The 20,510-nt window shown below is 67.1% G+C and carries 19 protein-coding genes; 15 read left to right on the forward strand and 4 right to left on the reverse strand.

Features of this window, described 5'->3' with window-relative positions:
- Positions 1-288: 288 nt before the first annotated feature.
- The 14 genes from AX690_RS06845 to AX690_RS06905 all read left to right on the forward strand — a co-directional run bounded on the left by AX690_RS06845 (position 289) and on the right by AX690_RS06905 (position 14,193).
- Positions 289-1,692: a M28 family peptidase gene (locus tag AX690_RS06845; protein WP_066681123.1), complete on the forward strand. Its 1,404-nt coding sequence runs from the start codon at positions 289-291 to the stop codon at positions 1,690-1,692.
- Positions 1,693-1,862: 170 nt separating this feature from the next.
- Positions 1,863-2,822, forward strand: coding sequence for a D-alanine--D-alanine ligase (locus tag AX690_RS06850; RefSeq protein ID WP_066686085.1), 960 nt, complete (start codon positions 1,863-1,865; stop codon positions 2,820-2,822).
- Positions 2,791-3,699 (forward strand): cell division protein FtsQ, encoded by a 909-nt coding sequence (gene ftsQ, locus AX690_RS06855; protein ID WP_066686084.1) that lies wholly within the window; start codon positions 2,791-2,793, stop codon positions 3,697-3,699. The genes AX690_RS06850 and ftsQ overlap by 32 nt, the downstream gene beginning before the upstream one ends.
- Before the next feature lie 30 nt (positions 3,700-3,729).
- Entirely contained in the window at positions 3,730-5,055 is a 1,326-nt protein-coding gene (gene ftsA / locus AX690_RS06860) for a cell division protein FtsA (RefSeq protein ID WP_013078317.1), read from the forward strand.
- A gap of 273 nt (positions 5,056-5,328) precedes the next feature.
- Positions 5,329-5,394 (forward strand): hypothetical protein, encoded by a 66-nt coding sequence (locus AX690_RS22785; protein WP_024265820.1) that lies wholly within the window; start codon positions 5,329-5,331, stop codon positions 5,392-5,394.
- A 34-nt stretch (positions 5,395-5,428) separates the two neighbouring features.
- A complete protein-coding gene (gene ftsZ, locus AX690_RS06865; RefSeq protein ID WP_066686083.1) occupies positions 5,429-6,976 on the forward strand; it encodes a cell division protein FtsZ in 1,548 nt (515 codons plus the stop codon).
- Positions 6,977-7,146: 170 nt separating this feature from the next.
- Positions 7,147-8,370 carry a zinc metallochaperone GTPase ZigA gene (zigA, locus tag AX690_RS06870; protein WP_082769541.1) on the forward strand — a complete coding sequence of 408 codons (1,224 nt, stop codon included), beginning with the start codon at positions 7,147-7,149 and terminating at the stop codon, positions 8,368-8,370.
- Complete coding sequence (locus AX690_RS06875) at positions 8,361-8,543, forward strand: hypothetical protein (RefSeq protein ID WP_066686082.1); 183 nt, start codon at positions 8,361-8,363, stop codon at positions 8,541-8,543. Before zigA ends, AX690_RS06875 begins: the two co-directional genes overlap by 10 nt.
- A 79-nt stretch (positions 8,544-8,622) precedes the next feature.
- Complete coding sequence (locus tag AX690_RS06880; RefSeq protein WP_066686080.1) at positions 8,623-9,093, forward strand: Lrp/AsnC family transcriptional regulator; 471 nt, start codon at positions 8,623-8,625, stop codon at positions 9,091-9,093.
- Positions 9,094-9,225: 132 nt separating this feature from the next.
- Positions 9,226-10,347, forward strand: a complete 1,122-nt coding sequence (gene hisC, locus AX690_RS06885; protein ID WP_066686078.1) for a histidinol-phosphate transaminase — start codon at positions 9,226-9,228, stop codon at positions 10,345-10,347.
- Positions 10,348-10,370: 23 nt separating this feature from the next.
- The gene (hppD, locus tag AX690_RS06890; protein WP_066686077.1) at positions 10,371-11,444 is read left to right on the forward strand and encodes a 4-hydroxyphenylpyruvate dioxygenase; all 1,074 of its coding nucleotides are present in this window, start codon (positions 10,371-10,373) and stop codon (positions 11,442-11,444) included.
- A 70-nt stretch (positions 11,445-11,514) separates the two neighbouring features.
- A complete protein-coding gene (gene hmgA / locus AX690_RS06895) occupies positions 11,515-12,792 on the forward strand; it encodes a homogentisate 1,2-dioxygenase (RefSeq protein WP_066686076.1) in 1,278 nt (425 codons plus the stop codon).
- Between the two features lie 22 nt (positions 12,793-12,814).
- Positions 12,815-13,822, forward strand: a complete 1,008-nt coding sequence (locus tag AX690_RS06900; RefSeq protein WP_066686075.1) for a fumarylacetoacetate hydrolase family protein — start codon at positions 12,815-12,817, stop codon at positions 13,820-13,822.
- Entirely contained in the window at positions 13,819-14,193 is a 375-nt protein-coding gene (locus tag AX690_RS06905; protein ID WP_066686074.1) for a Rieske (2Fe-2S) protein, read from the forward strand. The genes AX690_RS06900 and AX690_RS06905 overlap by 4 nt, the downstream gene beginning before the upstream one ends.
- Positions 14,194-14,398: 205 nt before the next feature.
- On the opposite strand, the gene AX690_RS06910 is transcribed toward AX690_RS06905, so the two are convergent.
- Genes AX690_RS06910 through AX690_RS06920 form a run of 3 tightly spaced genes read right to left on the reverse strand, consistent with a single transcriptional unit; the run spans position 14,399 to position 16,921 of the window.
- Complete coding sequence (locus AX690_RS06910; protein WP_066686073.1) at positions 14,399-14,881, reverse strand: RidA family protein; 483 nt, start codon at positions 14,879-14,881, stop codon at positions 14,399-14,401.
- Positions 14,882-14,904: 23 nt separating this feature from the next.
- The gene (locus AX690_RS06915; RefSeq protein WP_066686071.1) at positions 14,905-15,297 is read right to left on the reverse strand and encodes a cytochrome c; all 393 of its coding nucleotides are present in this window, start codon (positions 15,295-15,297) and stop codon (positions 14,905-14,907) included.
- A gap of 19 nt (positions 15,298-15,316) precedes the next feature.
- Positions 15,317-16,921, reverse strand: a complete 1,605-nt coding sequence (locus AX690_RS06920; RefSeq protein ID WP_066686069.1) for a flavin monoamine oxidase family protein — start codon at positions 16,919-16,921, stop codon at positions 15,317-15,319.
- A gap of 265 nt (positions 16,922-17,186) precedes the next feature.
- Between AX690_RS06920 and AX690_RS06925 the strand changes: the two genes are divergently transcribed.
- Positions 17,187-17,732 carry a GNAT family N-acetyltransferase gene (locus tag AX690_RS06925; protein WP_066686067.1) on the forward strand — a complete coding sequence of 182 codons (546 nt, stop codon included), beginning with the start codon at positions 17,187-17,189 and terminating at the stop codon, positions 17,730-17,732.
- A gap of 65 nt (positions 17,733-17,797) precedes the next feature.
- On the opposite strand, the gene AX690_RS06930 is transcribed toward AX690_RS06925, so the two are convergent.
- Positions 17,798-20,278: a TonB-dependent siderophore receptor gene (locus tag AX690_RS06930; RefSeq protein WP_231732137.1), complete on the reverse strand. Its 2,481-nt coding sequence runs from the start codon at positions 20,276-20,278 to the stop codon at positions 17,798-17,800.
- Between the last annotated feature and the right edge of the window lie 232 nt (positions 20,279-20,510).

Raw genomic sequence — 20,510 nt, forward strand, 5'->3', positions numbered from 1 at the left:
GGCCTCTTTCGGAAGCGGGTTAAAACCCCGCGCGTCGAAGGCTCACCGGATAACGAACCACGCGGAGCGTCTGGCTTCGTCGAAACGGTAATCACTACTCACACTCCGGACGAATGTCCGGGCGCTCCGCATCCCCTTCCATCCCTTCAGCGGCCCGCCGCGTGAAGCGGCGAAGTCGCGCGCCTGCACAGTTCCTGGCCAAGCGAGGCCTTTCACGTCCCTCGCCCCATTGCTGACTCCCCGCGGCGCGAACCGGTGCTATGACTCCCGCGCCATTGGGGAGAGTCTTTGCTCATGTATCGTCGCTTACTGGCCGCCTCGGCCGTTTTCGCCCTCCTGTCGGGCGCCGCCCACGCTCAAGACGTCAAGACCGCCGAAACCCTGCGCGACAAGGCCCTGCTGGACCGCACCGCCTGGGACATCACCGAGGACCTGACCACCACCATCGGCCCGCGCGTCGTGGGCTCGCCGGCCATGGAGCGCGCCAAGGACTGGGCCGTCGCCAAGTTCAAGGCTCTGGGCTTCACCAACATCAAGGTCGAGGAATTCGCCAAGCCGTCCTGGACGCGCGGCGAGGAGAGCGCCCAGCTGGTCGCGCCCTATCCGATGAAGCTGGACATCGTGGGTCTGGGCCGCACCGTGCCGACCCCGCCCGCCGGGATCGAGGCCGAGGTCGCCCTGTTCCGCACCTACGCCGAGATGATCGCCGCCCCCGAGGGCGCGCTGAAGGGCAAGATCGCCGTCATCACCCAGCCGATGGTCCGCGCCCAGGACGGCTCGGGCTATGGCGTGGCGGGGATCTCGCGCCGCGCCGGTCCGGTCGAGGCCGCCAAGCGCGGGGCGGTGGCCCTGCTGATCCGCTCGGTCTCGACCTCTGACTCCACCGTGCCGCACACTGGCATGACCGCCTTTGGCGACCAGGTCGTCACCATTCCGGCCGCCGCCATGGGCGTGCCCGAGGCCGAGCAGCTGGAGCGCCTGGCCAAGAAGGGCCCGCTGCGCATCAAGCTGAAGCTGGCCTCGACCACCGATCCGAACGACGTGGCCTGGAACATCTCGGGCGACATCAAGGGCTCGGAAAAGCCCGACGAGATGATCGTGATCGGCGGCCACCTGGATAGCTGGGACGTCGGCACCGGCGCGCTGGACGACGCCACGGGCATCGGCATCACCACGGCCGCCGCCAAGCTGATCGGCGACCTGCCCAAGCGTCCCAAGCGCACGATCCGCGTCGTGATGTGGGGCTCGGAGGAAAGCGGCGGCTCGTCCGAGGCCTATCTGGCCGCGCACAAGGACGAGGTCTCCAAGTTCGTCCTGGCCGGCGAAAGCGACAGCGGCGCCGATCGCATCTACGCGCTGAACCTGCCGGCCGGCGCTCTCGGCCATCCGCTGGCGACGACCGCCGCCAACGTGCTGGCGCCGCTGAAGATCTATGTGAGCCGTCAGCCCGCCACCCATGGCGGCGCCGATATCGCGGGCCTGGAGCAGGCCGGGGTCCCGTCCTTCGCGCTGGAGCAGGACGCCAGCCGCTACTTCGACTACCACCACACCGCCGACGACACGCTGAACAAGGTCGATCCGCTGCAACTGGCCCAGAACGTCGCCGCCTGGACCAGCCTGATCTACCTGGTCGCCGACAGCGACATCGACTTCCGCGCGCTGAAGGCTGCGGCTCCGGCGGCGTCGCACTAAGCGTCCACAACTTGGCTCTCCCTTCCCCCTTTGATGGGGGAAGGGCAGGGATGGGGGTGTTGGCACGGCCTGTCCGCCTCTCTAGGAAGGGCGGTAAGGCGTCCGACGCGGCGCGATCACCCCCCACCCAACCCTCCCCCATCGAGGGGGAGGGCTTCTTAGAGCGCCCCATGACCGACCAGCCCCTCTCCGGCCGCCACATCGCCGTCCTGCTGGGCGGGCCCTCGTCGGAACGCAAGGTCAGCCTGGTCTCGGGCGCCGCCTGCGCCGACGCGCTGGAACGGCTGGGGGCCAAGGTCACGCGGATCGACGCCGGGCCCGACATCGCCCAGGTGCTGACGGCGGCCAAGCCCGATCTCGTCTTCAACGCCTTGCACGGCGAATGGGGCGAGGACGGCTGCGTCCAGGGCGTGCTCGAGACGCTGAAGCTGCCCTACACCCACTCCGGCGTGCTGGCCTCGGCCCTGGCGATGGACAAGGCCAAGGCCAAGGCCGTGCTGGCGGCGGCCGGCGTGATCGTCCCCGGCGGCGGCCTGTTCAACCGTCATGACGTCGCCCGCGACCACGTCCTTCCACCGCCCTACGTGGTCAAGCCGAACGCCGAGGGCTCCTCGGTCGGCGTCTTCATCGTCAAGGAAGGCGCCAACCGTCCGCCGGAAGAACTCGCTTCGCCAAGCTGGACTTATGGCGAGGAGGTCATGGTCGAGCCCTATGTCCGAGGCCTCGAACTGGCGGTCGCGGTGATGGGTGAGGCGAATGGTCCCAGAGCCCTCGCGGTTACCGATATTCGTGCATCCACAGGTTTTTATGACTACGAGGCCAAGTACTCGGAAGGCGGCTCGATCCACGTCCTGCCGGCCCCAATCCCTGATGGCGTAAGGGATCGCGCCATGCGGATGGCGGAATTGGCGCATACCGCTCTTGGTTGTCGAAGTGTGACTCGGTCCGACCTTCGTTATGACGACATTAACGACATTCTGGTCCTTCTAGAGGTCAATACGCAGCCCGGCATGACTCCGACCTCGCTCGCACCCGAGCAGGCCGCCCACGTCGGGATTCCGTTTGATCAGTTGGTTCTATGGATCGTGGAGGACGCTTATGCCCGCCGTAACGCGGGGGGGACCGCCTAAGCCTAGGCGACCCCGGGCCGAAGCGCCCGCAAGTCCGAGCAAGGGTCGGGGCGCGCCGCGTGGCGCTCAGCCGGCCGCCAAGCTGCACGCCGCCAAGGGCGTGGGCCTCTCGCCCACGGTCGCCCTTAGCGTCGCGGGCGCGGCCTTGGGTCTCGGATTGGTGGTGATGTTGGCCACAGGGCACCGCGCCGAGCGTATCGGCGCGGCGATGGCGCATGGCGTCGACGGCGCGTTCGCTTCCGCCGGGTTCAAGCTGAAGACCGTCCACATCCGTGGGGCGTCTTCGACCGCCCAGGCTGACATCCTGAAGGCCTCGGGCCTTTACCTCGACCAGCCGACGCTGGGCATGGACCTGGCGGGCGTCCGCCAGCGGGTGCAGGGCGTGGGCTGGGTCAAGGACGTCCAGGTGGTGCGGATGCTGCCCGACACCGTGCTGATCTCCGTCCAGGAGCGGCCGGCTTTGGCGGTCTGGCAGAACCAGGGCCGGATGAAGGTGATCGACGCCGAGGGGCGGGTGATCAACGAGGCGGACCCCGCGCGCTTCCCCCAGCTGCCGCTGGTGGTGGGGCAGGGCGCCGACCAGGCCGCGGGCCTGATCCTGCCGGCGGTGGCCTCGCGTCCGCGCCTTCGGGATCGGCTCGAGGCGATGGTGCGGGTGGACGACCGCCGCTGGGATCTTCGGTTGAAGGACGGATCGCTGATCCAGCTTCCGGCCATTGACGAAGAATCCGCGCTGATTCAATTGGATCAGCTCGACCAGCGGCAGAGAATCCTCGACATGGGTTTCGCGCGGATCGATCTGCGCGACCCCGAAATGGTGGCTGTGAGACCTCGTGACGCCGCGCTGCCTGGGCAGCCCGCGGCGAACGGGGCGTAATGTGGTTGATGGGCTGAGGTGACGATAGCGATGTCGCGAATGGAGGACCGGAAACAGGCTCGCGAGGGCCTGAAGGCGACGCTTGTGCGCCAGCCCGCCATCGCGGCCGTCGACCTGGGCGCGTCCAAGGTGACGTGCTTCATCATGAAGCCCGACGGCATCCACCGCGAGCACCGCACCCTGACGACCTCGGGCGTCGGCTATGTCCAGTCGCGCGGCGTGCGCGGCGGCGCGATCGTCAATCTGGACGAGGCCGCCCAGGCGATCGCTCAAGCCGTCGAGCGCGCCGAGACCGTGGCCGGCGTCAACGTCCAGGGCGTCAGCGTCTGCACCGCTGGCGGCCAGCTGGCCAGCCACCGCGTCCACGCCCAGGTCTCGCTGGGCGCCCGCCCGATCTCGGACGGCGACCTGTCGCGCGCCATCGCTTCGGCCCTGGCCCAGGTTCGCATTCCGGGCCGCAAGCCGATCCACCTGCTGCCGATCGCCTGGTCGGTCGACGGCCAGCGCGGCATCCGCGACCCGCGCGCCATGTTCGGACGCTCGCTGGGACTGGAGCTGCTGGTCGTCTCGGTCAACGAGAACATCTTCCACACCCTGGCTCACTGCGTCGAACGCGCTCACCTGTCGTTCGAGGGCATCGTCGCCGCGCCGTTCGCCTCGGCCCTGGCGGCCCTGGAAGAGGACGAGATGGACCTGGGCGCCGTCTGCATCGACATGGGGGGCGGCTCGACCTCGGTGGCGGTGTTCAACAACGGCGCGCTCTGCCACGTCGACAGCTTGGCCGTCGGCGGCGGGCACGTCACGCAGGACATCGCGCGCGGCCTGCAGACCTCAGTGGTCGGCGCCGAGCGCATCAAGACCCTGCACGGCAGCGCCATCGCCTCGGCCAACGAGGATCGCGAGATGATCGAGGCGCCGCCGCGCGGCGACGATCCGGGCGCGGGTCCGGTGATCGCCCCGCGCAGCTTGCTCAAGGGCATCATCCAGCCGCGCGTCGAGGAGACGCTGGAACTGTTGCGCGAACGCCTGAAGGCCTCTGGCGCGCCGGTCGAGCCGGGCGCGGGCATCGTCCTGACCGGCGGCGCCAGCCAGCTGGCCGGGGTGCGCGAAGTGGCCGTGCGCGTGTTCGATCGCCCGGTGCGCCTGGGCCGTCCGCGTCGCGTGCCCCACTTGGCCGACGCCGCCTCCGGCCCGGCCTTCTGCGCCGCCGCCGGCACGCTGCACCGCACGGCCTTTGGTCCGCGCGAAGCCGTCTCGTCGAAGGCCCTGGCCGGCGGCGTCGCCCGCAAGCGTCCCCTGGATCCGAACGCCAGCCCCATTTCGCGCGCCGCCGCCTGGCTGCGCGACAACCTCTAGGTCGAGGCTGCTTCGGCCTTCAAACCTTAAGCGTGATTAACTCTACTGTTTAACTTTAAAGGCCCCTCCGAGCACCTCGGGCGGGCCTTTTTTGCTGCTCAAAGCGTGGCTATTCGCCAGAATAGAGACTCAGCGGCGTTCGGTCGCAGATGTCTGTGGACGCCGTCAGGACCCTTGGTTCGCTTGGGTTTTCTGTTGATAGACCACAATTTATCCCAAGGCCGCGCTCGACCGGACCCCGACTCAGATTATGCAGTTAACTGCCGATTAACGATGGTGGTTGTTCTGTTAACACGATCGTCGAGGCATCCCCGGCGATTGGGTGTCGCCGAGGTCTAATTTGACGATTTCGGCGTAAGGACGCGAGGGTCCCATGGCTATTTCTCTTTCCGCGCCGCGTACGACCGAGCTGAAGCCGCGCATCGTGGTCTTTGGTGTTGGCGGCGCTGGCGGTAACGCCGTGAACAACATGATCGAGGCGGGCCTCGAGGGTGTCGAGTTCGTGGTGGCCAACACCGACGCGCAGCAGCTGCAGTTCGCCAAGACCGATCGGCGGATCCAGCTGGGCGTGCAAGTGACGCAAGGCCTAGGCGCCGGCGCGCACCCGGAAGTGGGCATGAGCGCCGCGGAAGAGTCCTTCCCCGAGATCGGCGAGCACCTCGATGGCGCGCACATGGTGTTCATCACCGCCGGCATGGGCGGCGGCACCGGCACCGGCGCGGCGCCGATCATCGCCAAGTGCGCTCGCGAGCGCGGCATCCTGACCGTCGGCGTCGTGACCAAGCCCTTCCACTTCGAAGGCCGTCACCGCATGCGCCTGGCCGACAGCGGCATCCAGGAGCTGCAGCGCTACGTCGACACCCTCATCGTCATTCCGAACCAGAACCTGTTCCGCGTCGCCAACGAGCGCACGACCTTCGCCGAAGCCTTCGGCATGGCCGACCAGGTGCTGCACTCGGGCGTCCGCTCGATCACCGACCTGATGGTCCTGCCGGGCCTGATCAACCTCGACTTCGCCGACGTCCGCACGGTCATGACCGAGATGGGCAAGGCGATGATGGGCACCGGCGAGGGCGCCGGCGAAGACCGCGCCCTGATGGCCGCCCAGAACGCCATCGCCAACCCGCTGCTGGACGAAGTCTCGCTGAAGGGCGCCAAGGCCGTGCTGGTCAACGTGACCGGCGGCATGGACATGACCCTGCTGGAAGTCGACGAGGCCGCCAACGCGATCTCGGACCAGGTCGATCCGGAAGCCAACATCATCTTCGGCGCGGCCTTCGATCCGTCGCTGGAAGGCGTGATCCGCGTGTCCGTGGTCGCCACCGGCATGGACGGCGCCTCGATCGCCCAGATTGAGCCCAAGCCCGTCACCCGCAACACCACGACCCAGCCGCTGATCGCCGACACGGCCCGCGCCCCGGCGCCGCAGCCGGAACCGGCTCGTCCGACCGCCCGCTATGAAGCCGCGCGTCCGGCGGAACGCCCCTCCACGGCGTTCTCTTCGGCCTTCGCTCCGGCGCCGGAACCTGCGCCGGCTCCCGAGCCCGAGATCGTCATGTCCGCGCCCCAGTCGGAGCCGGAAGCCGAGCTCTACTACGATGAGCCGACCGTCGCCGAGGAACCGCGCGTGGCCCGGCAGGTGAACCGCATCGTCGACCCGCTGGTCGACGAGGTCGCCGAAGAGCCGCTGTTCTCGGACAGCAGCAACTACTACGAAGAGCGTCGTCCGCAGAAGCAAGGCGGTTGGCTTTCGATGTTCGGCGGTGGTCGTCAACGCTACGAGCAGCAGGCCTCGGCCCCGCAGCCGCAGGCTCGCACGACCCAGAGCGTCCGCCCGCAGCTGGCGCCGGTTGAAACGCCGCAGACCGACGACGGCGAGGACCTGGAAATCCCGTCCTTCCTGCGTCGCCTGGCCAACTGAAGAGGCGACCCCAAGCGGGGACCTAGATAATAGCCGAAGCGCCCCGGAGGAGACTCCGGGGCGTTTTGCATTCGAGGCCTTAGTCACCCATAGTGTTATAACATAACATTTCTGTTGAGCTGGATTTGGCGAAGCGCTAGTGGTGTTACATTGTAACGCAAGAGGCGCGCGTGACCGTCCAAGCTCCCAAGCCTTCCGGCCGTATCGATCGCCGTCTGCCCGTGACCGTCCTCTCGGGCTTCCTGGGCGCCGGTAAGACCACGCTTCTGAACCATGTGCTGGCCAACCGCGAGGGCAAGAAGGTCGCGGTCATCGTCAACGACATGAGCGAGGTGAACATCGACGCGGCTCTGGTCGCGGAGGGCGGCGCCAACCTGTCGCGCACGGACGAGACCCTGGTCGAGATGTCGAACGGCTGCATCTGCTGCACCCTACGCGACGACCTGCTCAAGGAGGTGCGCCGCTTGGCGGCCGAGCGCCGTTTCGACTACCTGTTGATCGAGTCCACGGGCGTCTCCGAGCCGATGCCGGTCGCCGCGACTTTCGACTTTCGCGACGAGGCCGACCAGAGCCTGTCGGACGTGGCGCGGCTGGACACCATGGTCACGGTCGTCGACGCCTTCAACTTCCTGCGAGACTATGGCTCGCGCGACAGCCTCGCCGATCGCGGCGAGACGGCGGGGGAGGGCGACGAGCGGACAGTTGTCGACTTGCTGGTCGAGCAGATCGAGTTCGCCGACGTCATCGTGCTGAACAAGGCCGACCTGGTGTCCGCGGAGGACCTGGGCCGCCTCGAGGCGATCATCGCGACCTTCAATCCGCAGGCGCGGATCGTCCGCTCGGAACGCGGCGGCGTCGCCCTGGACGACGTGCTGGACACCGGCCTGTTCGATCCTGTTCGGGCCGAAGGCGCGGCGGGCTGGCAGAAGGCGCTGATGGGCGAGGTGCTGCCCGAGACCGAGGAGTACGGCATCAGCCACTTCGTCTACCGGGCGTCCAAGCCGTTCCATCCGGAGAAGCTGAAAGCCTGGCTCGACAGTGAGTGGCCAGGGGTCATCCGATCCAAGGGCTTCGTTTGGCTGGCCACCCGCTATGATCGCGTCGGCGGCTGGAGCCAGGCCGGCGCGGTCACACAGTTCGGCCCGCATGGCCGCTGGTGGGCCAGCGCGCCTGAAGACTACTGGCCCGAAGATCCGGCCTGGCGCGCGGCGATCCAGAAGGTCTGGAAGCCGATCCACGGCGACCGTCGCCAGGAGATCGTGCTGATCGGCCAGAACATGGACCACGAGGCCCTGACGCGAGGCTTCGACGCCTGCCTGCTATCAGACCTCCAGTTCGGTTTCGGCCCCAAAGCCTGGGCCAAGCTGCCGGACCCGTTTCCGCGATGGAGCTGAACCTGAGCGACGACGCGGCCAACGACGACTTCCAGGAGCCCCCGGCGGCCTGGGTGGCGCAACGGTTTGGCGTCTGCCTGGAAGAGGCGGAGTGGGTGCTGGTGCTCTATCGGTTCCAGGCGCTGTATCCGGACGGGCCGGAGCCGGGGCGGTTCTATTGCGAGGCGCTGTAACGCGCTTATCGTCTCGCCTGGCGGTTGTTTTCGCGCTAGCCAGTCATTTCATGCCAATGACAGGCGAAAAGCGGTCACGATGAAGCTCACCCGCGCCGACCGAAAGATCCTCCAGATCCTGCAGGAGGACGGCAAGATCTCGAACGTCGAGCTGGCCGAACGGGTAGGGCTGTCGCCGAGTCCCTGCCTGCGGCGGGTCAAGCAACTGGAGGCCTCGGGTCTGATCAGCGGCTATGTCGCGCTGCTGGATCGCCGCAAGGCCAAGCTGGACGTGCTGGCCTATGTGGAAGTGCAGGTCGATCGCCATAGCGAGGAAGCCGCCGAGGCCTTCAAGCAGGCGGTGCTGCGCGAGCCCGAGGTGGTCGGCTGCTACGTGATGACGGGGGGCTACGACTACCTGTTGAAGGTCGCGGTGCCGAACCTCGACGCCTATGCCGACTTCACCATGAAGCGCCTCTTGAAGATGCCGGCCGTGAAGGACATCCGCTCGTCGTTCGTGCTCGACACGCTGAAGGATTCCACCGCCCTGCCGCTGGACTATCTGGACTGATCACTTTGATGAAGATCAAGTGCCAAAATTGGCATGATATGACCTAGAGGGCGTTAAACCTGGTCATGATTGCCACGTTCTGACTTCAGTCCCGCGATAAGCTGCCCGCTCTCGTCTTTTTGGAGCGGCCGCATGCTCGTCCTGGATCGCAAGCCCGTCACCACCGCGCCCGCTTCGCCCATGCGGCCGGCTCTCGAGGGCGTCCAGGCCTATAAGTCCGGCATGACCCTGGCCGAGGCCGGCAAGCGCACCGGACGGTCCCAGTTCTCCAAGTTGGCCAGCAACGAGAACCTGCTGGGCGCCAGCCCCAAGGTCGCCGCCGCCGTCGCGGCCGCGATCGCCGAGCCCGAACTCTATCCTGACCCCTATTGCGAGACGCTGCGCGCCGCGATCGGCGGCCGTCTGGGCGTCGATCCTTCGAGGATCATCGTGTCGCCCGGTTCCGAGGCGTTGATCGACTATCTGTTCCGCGCCGTGCTGCACCCGGGCGACGCGCTGCTGATGTCCAGCCCGACCTTTCCAGCCTACGATATCTTCGCCCGCTGCGCCGAGGCCAAGATCGTCGATGTGCCGCGCCTGGCCAACTTCGACCTCGACGTGCCGGCCTTCAAGGCCGCCGCGGCGCAGGGGCCGAAGCTGCTGGTGCTGTGCACGCCCAACAACCCGACCGGCAACGCCCTGACCGCCTCGGACATCGAGGAGATCCTGTCGGTCACGCCGCGTTCGACCCTGGTCTTCGTCGACGAGGCCTATCGCGAGTACCACGAGGCCTTCGACACCTTCGCCCTGCTGGACGCCTGGGGCGGTCCCTGGGTCTCGGCCCGCACCTTCTCCAAGGCCTATGGCCTGGCCGGCCTGCGCGTGGGCTACGGCATCGCCTCGTCGGCCGAGCTGGTCGGCTATCTCGACCGCCTGCGGCCGGCTTTCAACGTCACCGCCGTCAGCCAGGCCGCCGCCCTGGCCGCCTGGAACGATCCCGAGCACCTAGCCCGCACCGTCGCCCTGACCATCGCCGAGCGCGGCCGCATCGAGGCGGCGCTGGACGACCTGGGCGTCGAGCATACCCGCAGCCAGGCCAATTTCGTCTTCCTGCGCGCGCCCGCTGGTCCCGACGCGACCGCCGCGCGTTTGTTGCAGGAGGGGCTGATCATCCGTCCGACGCCGGTCGCCGGCGGCTGGGTCCGGATCACCATCGGCCGGCCGGCCGACAACGACGCCCTGATCGCCGCTCTGCCGGCGGCGCTGGCGAAATAAGAATTCTAGGGAGAGAGCCGCCCATGACCCTCGTCACCGACCAGAACCCCCTGGGCCTCGACGGCTTCGAGTTCGTCGAGTTCACCAGCCCCGATCCGGCCGCCATGAAGGCGCTGATCGAGCAACTGGGCTTCGTCGCCGCCAGCCAGCATCCGACCAAGGCCGCGACCCGCTACAAGCAGGGCCGCATCAACCTGATCGTCAACGAGGAGCCGGCCGGCCAGGTCGCCGACTTCCGCGCCGAGCATGGTCCGTCGGCCAACGGCATGGCCTTCCGGGTCGAGGACGCAGAGCAGGCCTATGCGGACGCGATCAGGCGCGGCGCCAAGCCCGCCGACGCCAGCCATTCCCTGCTGGGCGAGGGCGCCAAGGTGCTGGAAGGCATCGGCGGGTCCTTGCTCTATCTCATCGACCGCTATGGCGACGCCGGCACGATCTATGACAGCTGGGAGCAGGTTCCGGGCGCTGCCCTGGCCGAGGCCAAGAACAATGTCGGGCTCGACCTGCTGGACCACCTGACCCACAACGTCAAGCGCGGCCAGATGCGGACCTGGTCGACCTTCTACAACCAGGTCTTCGGCTTCGAGGAGCAGAAGTACTTCGACATCAAGGGCCAGGCGACCGGCCTGTTCAGCCAGGCGATGATCGCGCCCGACAAGGCCATCCGCATCCCGCTGAACGAAAGCCAGGACGACAAGAGCCAGATCGAGGAGTTCATCCGCCAGTACAATGGCGAGGGCATCCAGCACCTGGCCCTGACCACCGACAATATCTACGACACCGTCGAGAAGCTGCGCGCCCGGGGCGTGAAGCTGCAGGACACGATCGAGACTTATTACGAACTGGTCGACAAGCGCGTGCCCGGCCACGGCGAGGACCTGGAGCGCCTGCGCAAGAACCGCATCCTGATCGACGGCGCCGTCGGCGAGGAGGGGCTGTTGCTGCAGATCTTCACCGAGAACCTGTTTGGCCCGATCTTCTTCGAGATCATCCAGCGCAAGGGCAACGAAGGCTTCGGCAACGGCAACTTCCAGGCCCTGTTCGAAAGCATCGAGCTGGATCAGATCCGCCGCGGGGTGATCACGGTCGAGGCTTGATCCAAGCCTAACCTTGCAGGCCGTCCGGGATGACACTGTAATTGTGCTCAAGAAATTGAGAGGGGCGTCGATGGACCTCCGCTACCAAACCGGCTTTGGCTCCTATTTCGAGACCGAGGCGCATCCCGGCGCCCTGCCGGTGGGGCAGAACTCGCCGCAGAAGGTTCCGTTCGGCCTCTATGCCGAGCAACTGTCGGGCTCGGCCTTCACCGCGCCGCGTCATGAAAACCGGCGTAGCTGGCTGTACCGCCTGCGGCCCAGCGCCGGGCACGGGCCTTACACGCCTTATGCCCAGAACAAGCTAGTCTCGACCTTTGGCGAACCCGTGACCCCCAACCGCCTGCGCTGGAACCCGCTGGAAATCCCGGCCGCGCCGACCGACTTCGTCGACGGCCTTGTCACCCTGGCCGGCAACGCCGACGCCGGGACGCTGTCGGGCATCGGCGTTCACGTCTATCTCGCCAACGCCTCGATGAAGGGGCGGGTGTTCTACGACGCCGACGGTGAGCTCCTGATCGTTCCGCAGCAGGGCGTGCTGACCCTGGTCACCGAGTTTGGCGTGCTGACCGCCGGCCCAGGCCACATCGCCGTCATCCCGCGCGGCGTGCGCTTCCGGGTCGAGGTCGACGGACCCTCGCGCGGCTATGTCTGCGAGAACTACGGCGCGGCCTTTCGCCTGCCGGAGCTCGGGCCCATCGGCGCCAATGGCCTTGCCAATCCGCGCGACTTCGAGGCGCCCGTGGCCGCCTTCGAGGACGTGGATGCGCCGACGGAGGTGATCCAGAAGTTCCAGGGCGCGTTGTGGGCGGCCGCTTGGGATCACAGCCCGCTGGACGTGGTGGCCTGGCACGGCAATCTCGCGCCGTACCGCTATGATCTCTCACGGTTCAACACGATCAACACGGTCAGCTACGACCACCCCGACCCGTCGATCTTCACGGTGCTGACCTCGCCCAGCGACACGCCGGGCGTCGCCAATTGCGACTTCGTGATCTTCCCGCCGCGCTGGATGGTGGCCGAGCACACCTTCCGCCCACCCTGGTTCCACCGCAACGTGATGAGCGAATTCATGGGGCTGGTCCATGGCGCCTATGACGCCAAGGAGGGCGGCTTCGTGCCTGGCGGCGCGTCTTTGCATAACTGCATGAGCGATCACGGCCCCGACGTGGCCAGCCACCGCAAGGCCACCGAGGCCGAGTTGGCGCCGCACAAGGTCGACGGAACCCTGGCCTTCATGTTCGAAAGCCGCTGGGTGATCCGGCCGACCAAGTTCGCGCTGGAGACTTCGGCGCTTCAGGACGACTATGACGCCTGCTGGGCGGGCTTCCCCAAGGCTCGCTTGCCGTAACAACAACAAGAAGGAAGCGCCGATGAAGCTCGCGTCTCTCAAGGGCGGCCGCGACGGCCGGCTGGTGGTGGTGTCCAACGACCTGGCCTGGTTCACCGACGCAGGCACGGTTGCGCCGACCCTGCAGGCCGCTCTGGACAATTGGGACCATTGCGAGCCGCTGCTTCGCGGCCTGGCCGAGAGCCTCGAGCACGGCGCCGTGCCGCGCGAGCGTTTCCACGAGCACGACGCCGCCAGCCCGCTGCCGCGCGCCTATCAGTGGGTGGACGGCTCGGCCTATGTGAACCACGTGCAGCTGGTGCGGAAGGCGCGCGGGGCCGAGATGCCCGAGAGCTTCTGGACCGATCCGCTGATGTACCAGGGCGCGTCCGACGGCTTCCTCAATCCGCGCGATCCGATCCCGCTGGCCGACGCCAGCTGGGGCTGCGATCTGGAGGGGGAGATCGCCGTAATTACCGGCGACGTGTCGCTGGGCGCCAGCCGCGAGGAGGCCCTGTCCGCCATTCGCCTGGTCATGCTCTGCAACGACGTCTCCCTGCGCAACCTGATCCCCGGCGAACTGGCGAAGGGCTTTGGCTTCCTGCAGTCCAAGCCCGCCAGCGCCTTCTCGCCGGTGGCGGTGACCCCTGACGCGCTGGGCGAGGCCTGGAAGGACGGCAAGCTGCATGGCGCGCTGCTGGTCGAGCTGGACGGCAAGGACTTTGGTCGCGCCGACGCCGGCGTCGACATGACTTTCGACTTTGGGACCCTGGTGGCGCACGCCGCCAAGACCCGGCCCCTCTGCGCCGGCACGATCGTCGGCTCGGGCACGGTCAGCAACCGCGACGCCGACGGCGGTCCCGGCAAGCCGGTCAGCGAGGGCGGTCTGGGCTATTCGTGCCTGGCCGAGCTGCGCACCGTCGAGACCATTCTACACGGCGCGCCCAAGACGCCGTTCCTGCTGGGCGGCGACACGATCCGCATCGAGATGAAGGACGCCAAGGGCCATTCGATCTTCGGCGCCATCGAGCAGACGGTCGAGCGGATTTGACGGACGAAAACGCGGCGGCGGGCCGTGTCTGGGCGACGCCGGCCGGGGTCAATCTGGGACCGCTGGACCTGATCAAGGACGGCGGCGCGCGTAACTATGTCCTCCAGATCGGCGACAAGCGCTTTCACGGCTTCGTGGTCCGGAAGGGCGAGGCGGTGTTCGGCTATGTCGATCGCTGCCCGCACGCCGGCCTGCCGCTGGCGCAGCAGCTCGACCACTACCTGACCCCTGACGGCCGCCTGATCGCCTGTTCCTGGCATGGCGCGGTGTTCACGGTGGAGGCGGGCGCCTGCGTCGGCGGACCGTGCGTCGGGGCCAAGCTCGCGCCCTGGCCCGTGGAGACGCGCGAGGGGCGGGTCTTCACCGCCTGACAGGCCAAAAAAGAACGGCCGCCTTCCAGGAGGAGAAGGCGGCCGAGTCATTGGGAGGAAACGCCCCCGAAAGGGCTGAATTCCATATAGACGTTTGAATCGATCCCGACAACGTTGTCAGGGAAATTATTTCGCGTGACGGTGAAATCGTCTGGTCCGCTCTCCCGGCGCGAAGAGGCGTCGCGCCGGGAGAGCGAGAACGGCCTTACTTCTTCTTCGCGGCCTGGACCTCGATCTCGACCAGCATGCCGTCTTGGACCAGCGCGGTGATCTGGCTGGTGATGCGGGCGGGCTTGTTGGGCTGGGTCGCGGTGCCGAAATAGGTCTTGTAGCCCTCCATCATGCCGGCGAAGTCCATCTTGCCGCCCTTGGCGGGGTCGCCGACGAGCAGGACGCGCATCATCACGACGTCGGCCATGGTCGCGCCTTGGCTCTTCAGGGCGGCCTCGATGCGGCCCAGCACGCCCAGGGTCTGGGTCTTGGTGTCGCCGAACTTGGCCACGCCCGTGGCCTTCTCGTCGATGACCGGCGGAGTCATGCCCGAGACGTAGATGGTGTCGTAGCCTGCCGGCACGGTGACGACGCTGGCGATGGCCGCTTTCGGGTCGCCGCCGCGGACGATGTCTTGGGCGTGGGCGGCGCCGGCGAGGGCGCAGAGGCCAGCGGCGAGGGCGATAAGGCGTTTCATGGGTCTCTCCCGTTCAGATGAGGTTAGTGGGCCTGCAGACCGCGGGCGCTGGCTTGGGCCTTGGCGGCCGCGCGGGCGGCGGCGACGTCGGTCGGCTTGATCCCCGACGCCTTGTTGCTCCACGACGAGCGCACATAGGTCAGGATGGACGCCAGATCGGCGTCTGTCAGGTCGTCCTTGAAGGCGGGCATGCCCGCGCGACCATTCAGGACCGTGGTGATCACCACCTTCGGCGGGCCTTGGACCAGGGGCGCTCCGTCCAGCGGCGGAAAGGCGCCCTTGACGCCCTTGCCGGTGGCTTGGTGACAGGCCGAGCAGTTGTCCATGAACAGAGACTTGCCGTCGGCGGACGCGATCGCCGGAGCGGCGAGCCCGCCAGCGAGCGCCAAGGCGGCGAGACGATAGGCGAAGGTCATACGTTTCCCCGGTGCTTTCTTACGCTTGCTGGACGCGGGCGTGGATCTTGGCGATCTGCTGCCAAGCCGACTCGATAGCGCCGGCCTGCCAGCCGCCTAGGTAGCTCAGGTGCTCGCCGGCCAGATAGAGGCGGCCGTCGGGCTCGCAGAGAACTGGATAGGCTTCCTTGCGCCCGGTCTGGCTCCACTCGGCCCAGCCGCCCAGATTGTACTCGGCCAGGTGCCAGCTGAACGAGAAGGCGTTCTCGAAGCTCTCGGCGTATTCGGGGAAGATCTTCTGGCCGGCGGCCACCGCGAAGGCGGCGCGGTCGGCGGGGGTCTTGGCGCTGATCCGGGCCGCCTCGCCGCCGAAGGCGTAGTAGCCCAGCAGCACGCCCTTCTGCCCCTGCCAGCCGTACGAGGGCAGGGTGATCGAGTTGATCCCCGGCAGGTCCGTATAGACGTGACCGCCGTAGATGTGATGCTTCTCTTCCCAGAAGCGGTTCTTCATCTGCAGGCCGATCTTGTTGACCGGAGCGTAGGAGACTCCGGCCATCGCGGCCTTGAACGGCGCCGAGGCGTCGAGGTCGATCTGCTTCAGCACGCTGAGCGGGATGGTGCACAGGCAGTAGTCGGCCGTGACCTCGCCGGCCTTACCGTCCGCGCCCTTGAACGAGACGGTCACGCCGCTGGGCGACTGCTTGATCTTTTCGACAACGGTCGAGTAGCGGATCATCGGCCCGACGTGCTTTTCGAAGCCCTTGGCGATCTGGTCCATGCCGCCGATCGGCTGCAGCATGGTGCGCTGCTGCTCGTAGCCGGTGACCGAGCTCAGGACGCGCCAGGCGTTGCTGTCGAGCACGTCCTTGAAGGCGAACGGCGGCAGCTCCTTGCCAGGCCCCGGGTCGACGCCGGCGCCCGGATGAACCGAGAAGCCGCGGCCTTCGGTGCCCTTGTAGGTCAGGTCCGTCTTGGACAGGCGACCTTCGTTGACCAGGTAGGCGATGAACTTCTCGCGATCGAGGCCCGAGAGCGGGGCGTCGAGTTGGCCCTGGCTGGCGGCCTTGGCCACCACCTCGGCCGTATAGCCGCGGATGTCGGCGGCGATCTCGCCCTTGCGCACCGGCTTGCCGGCCAGCGGGCCCGAGGCCTTCTCGAAATAGACGTAGGACGCGTCGTTGTCGTTGACGAAGCTTTCCAGCGGCACGCCGAATTGCTTGGTGTAGTGCAGGGTCGAGCGGTGGTGGTACGGGATGCGCCACGGACCGTGGTTGATGTAGTGGCCCTCGTCGAACTCGCAGGTCTGGGTGTTGCCGATCAGGTCGGTGTGCTTGAAGCCCTTGCGCGCGGTCTGGCAGCGGCCGCCGGCGAACGATCGGGCCTCCAGCACCTGCACCTGATAGCCGGCCTTGCTGAGCTCGTAGGCGGCGGTCATGCCCGCCAGGCCCGCGCCCAGGATCACGATCTTGGTGTTCTTGGCGCCGCCAGCCAGCGTGGGCGGCAGCTCGGTGGCCGAGGCTTGGCTGAAGCCCAGGGCCTCCATGCCCGACAGCACCAGCGACATGCCGCCGACCGCGGCCAAGCTTTCGAAGAAACGCCGACGCGTGAGAACGCCGCCCGCCGTCACAGAATCCAATCCACTCATCAATCCCCGCCCTTGTCCTTGGCCGAACGGCGATCCAGCGTTCGGCGTCGCGCCGGCCGTACTGACCGGAACGGGGGGTATCTCGAAATCCAGGCCTGCGCGGCGCAATCCGTTTTCAGTCGAGACGTGGACTGACAGGTTGGACGCCTGACCATTGGGCGCCTGGAGCCGGTTTTGAGCGATCGGTGGGCGAGGCGGAAAGATCGTCGCGGACTCGCCGAATCCTTGTTTTTCTCACAACCCCGCGTCGTCCCATGGGAGCGTCATGACCTTTCCAGCCCGAGCTCTCCGCCTGCGCCTCGCCCGGCCCGAAGACATGCCGGTTCTGTCGGCTCTCATGGACCGCGCGATCGGCGAACTGCTGCCGGCCTTCCTTCCGCCCGAAGGCGTCAAGGCGTCCTATGAGGTGATGGGGCTGGACACTCAGCTGGTCGCCGACGGCACCTACTTCGTCGTCGAGGACGGAGACGCGATCGCCGGATGCGGTGGTTGGAGTCGCCGGGCCACCTTGTTCGGCGGCGACCATTCGGCGGGGCGCGATGCGGCCCTGCTGGACCCGGCCAAGGACGCCGCGCGGGTGCGGGCGATGTACACTCACCCCGATCACGCAAGGAAGGGCGTCGGGCGGATGATCCTCGACGCCTGCGAGGACGCGGCGCGGCGCGAAGGCTTCACGCGCGCCGAGATGGCGGCGACCATGGGCGGCGTCCCGCTGTATCGCGCCTGCGGCTATCACGACATCGAGCCGTTCGAGGCTGAGACCTCGTCCGGCTACCGCGTGCCGCTGATCCGGATGGGCAAGGCGCTCTGACCCCCCAAGCAAAAGGGGCGGACCTTTCGATCCGCCCCTTCGCGTTGTGGCGCTGAACCCTCGTCCTAGAACGAGAAGGTCAGGCGACCATAGTAGTAGCCGCCGTTGATGCCGTAGGGCGAGAACGACGGATATTGGGTGACGCAGCCGCCGCCGGAGGCGACGCAGGCGGCCTGATAGGCGGCCGTGAACTTGTCCGGATACTTGTTGAACAGGTTGTTGGCCCCGATCGCGGCGACGACGCCCTTCGGGAACTTGTAGGAGAGCTCGGCGTCGGTGATCGCCGTGGCGCTGGCCACGGTGTTCAGCAGCGGACCGGTGCCCGGATCGGAGAGCGCCTCGGCCTTGCCGTAGAAGGTCTCGGTCACGTTCAGCGACAGCTTGCCGAACGTGTAGAGACCGTTCAGGCCGACCTTGTACTTCGGAGCGGCCTTCTCGAGCAGCGAGGCGGCGTTGCCGGCGAACAGGACCTGGCCGGTCGGGAAGGCGGTGCTGGTGACGCCCAGGGCGGCCGGCGCCGACTTGACCTTGGTGATCTTGGTCTTGTTGACGTTGCCGCTCAGCGTCCAGTCGATCCGGCCGTAGGCGCCCAGGTCGGTGGGGTAGGAGATCACCACGTCGATACCCTGGGTGCGGGTGTCGAGGCCGTTGGAGAAGATATTGATGCCGGTGCTGGTCACGGTGCTGTCCAGCACGTTGCCGTTGGCGGCGATCGCGGCGTTGACGTTCGGGTTGACGATCACGCCGTTGCGCATGCCGTAGACCGAGCTGGAGCCGAAGATCCGGTCCCTGAGCTTGATCTGGTAGGCGTCGATCGTGGCCGTCAGCTTATCGAACGGGTGGGCCACGACGCCGAGGCTGAAGTTCGTCGACTTCTCCGGCTTCAGCTTGTCGATGCCCAGGAGGCGCGCGGCGCTGGAGTTCGGGGCCAACTGCACGAAGGCGCTGGTCGGCGAGACGTTGGTGGCCGAGTAGAAGGATTCCGCCAGGGTCGGGGCGCGGAAGCCGGTCGACACCGTGCCGCGCAGGGCGAACTTCTCATTGAAGTCGTAGCGGCTGGTCAGCTTGGCGACGGTGGTGTCGCCAAAGTCGCTGAACTTCTCGTAGCGGAGCGCGGCGTCGACCTTCCAGGCCTCGACCGGCGTGGCGGCGATGTCGGTATAGACCGCCCAGCTGGTGCGGGCGTGGCCGCCGGCGTCGGTTTTCGAGAAGCCCGGATACGACTGCGAGCCTTCCTTGTAGGTCGAGGCCGCGTCGCCCGCGCCGATCCGGTAGGTGTCGCGGCGTTGTTCGTAGCCGAAGGCGACATCCAGCGGAGCCGAGAGCCCCACGTCGAACCCGCGGCGGACATCCAGGTTGTTCGTCCACTGGGTCGTGCCCCAGCTGCCGGCGTGGAACGAGGTCGGGGTGAAGCCCTTGGTCGTCAGGGTCGAGGTGTCCGCGTAGAGGCTGGCGTTGGCCGAGTCTTCGACGCGGACCTCGATGGCGTCCTTGCCGTAGGTCGACGACAGGTCGACGTCCCAGCCGACGACCTTGCCCGAGAGGCCGAAGGTCAGGGCGTAGTCGTCCTCAATGATGCGCTCGCGGGGGCTGAAGCCCAGCGGGAAGGGCCGGTCGGCGGCGCCTTGCTTGCCCTGGATGCGGTTGTAGCGGCGGTAGTTCTCGTAGGCCGAGGCGTCCTTGTGGCCGTAGGTGCCGAACGAATAGAGCTCGAAGTCGGCGGGCAGTTCCACGCCGGCGTTGAAGGCCACGTTCTGCATCCGATACTCGGCGTCGCCGGAGATCAGGTTCAGGTTGGGATAGCCTGGGATCTTGCTTTCGATCGCGTTGTGGGCGGCCGAATAGCTGGGGCTGGCGGGGTTGAACACCCGCTGGTCGGGCAGGCCGCGGTTCGAGAAGCCGTGGTACTTGGCCTCGACGGTCAGGTTCAGGTAGCTGGTCTCGGTCGGCGCCATGCCGATGTTGACCGATCCGCCGGCCGTCTTGCCGCCGCCGTCGAAGTATTCGCCGCCGGTAGCCGAGATCGAGCCGCCCGAGGCGTTCTTCTTCAGGATGATGTTGACGACGCCGGCGATGGCGTCGGTGCCGTACTGGGCGGCGGCGCCGTCGGTCAGCACTTCGATGCGGCCGATGCCGGCCATCGGGATGAAGCCGAGGTCAGCGGCCGCGGCGCCTTGATAGACGCCCGACAGGACCGCGAGGTTGCCGGTGGTGTGACGGCGCTTGCCGTTGACCAGCACCAGGGCCTGGTTGGGCGAGAGGCCGCGCAGGCGGGCCGAAAGGGTCAGGTTGGCGGTGTCGCCGCCGAAGGCCTGGGCGTTGAACGACGGCACCAGATTGGCGAGGCCGAGGCGCAGGTCCACCTGGCCGGTGCGCTCGAGCGTGCTGGTGTCGACGACCTGGACGGGGGCGGGGCTGTCGATGACGCGCAGGCCTGTCTGACGCGTGCCCGTGACGATGATGGTGTCGACCTCGGTCTGGTCGGGCGGCGTGGCGGCCGCATCGGCGGCGAAAGCGCTGACAGAGTATCCGATAGTAACAGACAAGACGGAAATACCCGCCAACAGTGCGGGTTTAAAACGCCGATTCATAAACTACCCCCTCATTCTGTTTATTAAAGCGATTAGATTCCCCTGTCCGTGACGTTTTTCTCCCTACGATTATATTTTTTGACGCGGGCACTCAAAAACATCGGCAACTAGCCGATCTATTCATTGGGGGTGGAAGTTTCGGCGTTCGGCAATGAGCGCGCGGCCGGAAAGCGCCATAACCGCGCCG

This window comes from Caulobacter sp. CCH9-E1, from assembly GCF_001556515.1.
GTDB lineage: Bacteria > Pseudomonadota > Alphaproteobacteria > Caulobacterales > Caulobacteraceae > Caulobacter.

Coding starts and splice junctions, on each gene's coding strand:
- AX690_RS06880 (WP_066686080.1), top strand. CDS start 8,623: ATGAAGCTCACCCGCGCCGACCGAAAGATCCTCCAGATCCTGCAGGAG.
- AX690_RS06900 (WP_066686075.1), top strand. CDS start 12,815: ATGAAGCTCGCGTCTCTCAAGGGCGGCCGCGACGGCCGGCTGGTGGTG.
- hisC (WP_066686078.1), top strand. CDS start 9,226: ATGCTCGTCCTGGATCGCAAGCCCGTCACCACCGCGCCCGCTTCGCCC.
- AX690_RS06850 (WP_066686085.1), top strand. CDS start 1,863: ATGACCGACCAGCCCCTCTCCGGCCGCCACATCGCCGTCCTGCTGGGC.
- AX690_RS06915 (WP_066686071.1), bottom strand. CDS start 15,297: ATGACCTTCGCCTATCGTCTCGCCGCCTTGGCGCTCGCTGGCGGGCTC.
- hmgA (WP_066686076.1), top strand. CDS start 11,515: ATGGACCTCCGCTACCAAACCGGCTTTGGCTCCTATTTCGAGACCGAG.
- ftsZ (WP_066686083.1), top strand. CDS start 5,429: ATGGCTATTTCTCTTTCCGCGCCGCGTACGACCGAGCTGAAGCCGCGC.
- AX690_RS06910 (WP_066686073.1), bottom strand. CDS start 14,881: ATGAAACGCCTTATCGCCCTCGCCGCTGGCCTCTGCGCCCTCGCCGGC.
- AX690_RS06875 (WP_066686082.1), top strand. CDS start 8,361: ATGGAGCTGAACCTGAGCGACGACGCGGCCAACGACGACTTCCAGGAG.
- AX690_RS06925 (WP_066686067.1), top strand. CDS start 17,187: ATGACCTTTCCAGCCCGAGCTCTCCGCCTGCGCCTCGCCCGGCCCGAA.
- ftsA (WP_013078317.1), top strand. CDS start 3,730: ATGTCGCGAATGGAGGACCGGAAACAGGCTCGCGAGGGCCTGAAGGCG.
- AX690_RS06920 (WP_066686069.1), bottom strand. CDS start 16,921: ATGAGTGGATTGGATTCTGTGACGGCGGGCGGCGTTCTCACGCGTCGG.
- ftsQ (WP_066686084.1), top strand. CDS start 2,791: ATGCCCGCCGTAACGCGGGGGGGACCGCCTAAGCCTAGGCGACCCCGG.
- hppD (WP_066686077.1), top strand. CDS start 10,371: ATGACCCTCGTCACCGACCAGAACCCCCTGGGCCTCGACGGCTTCGAG.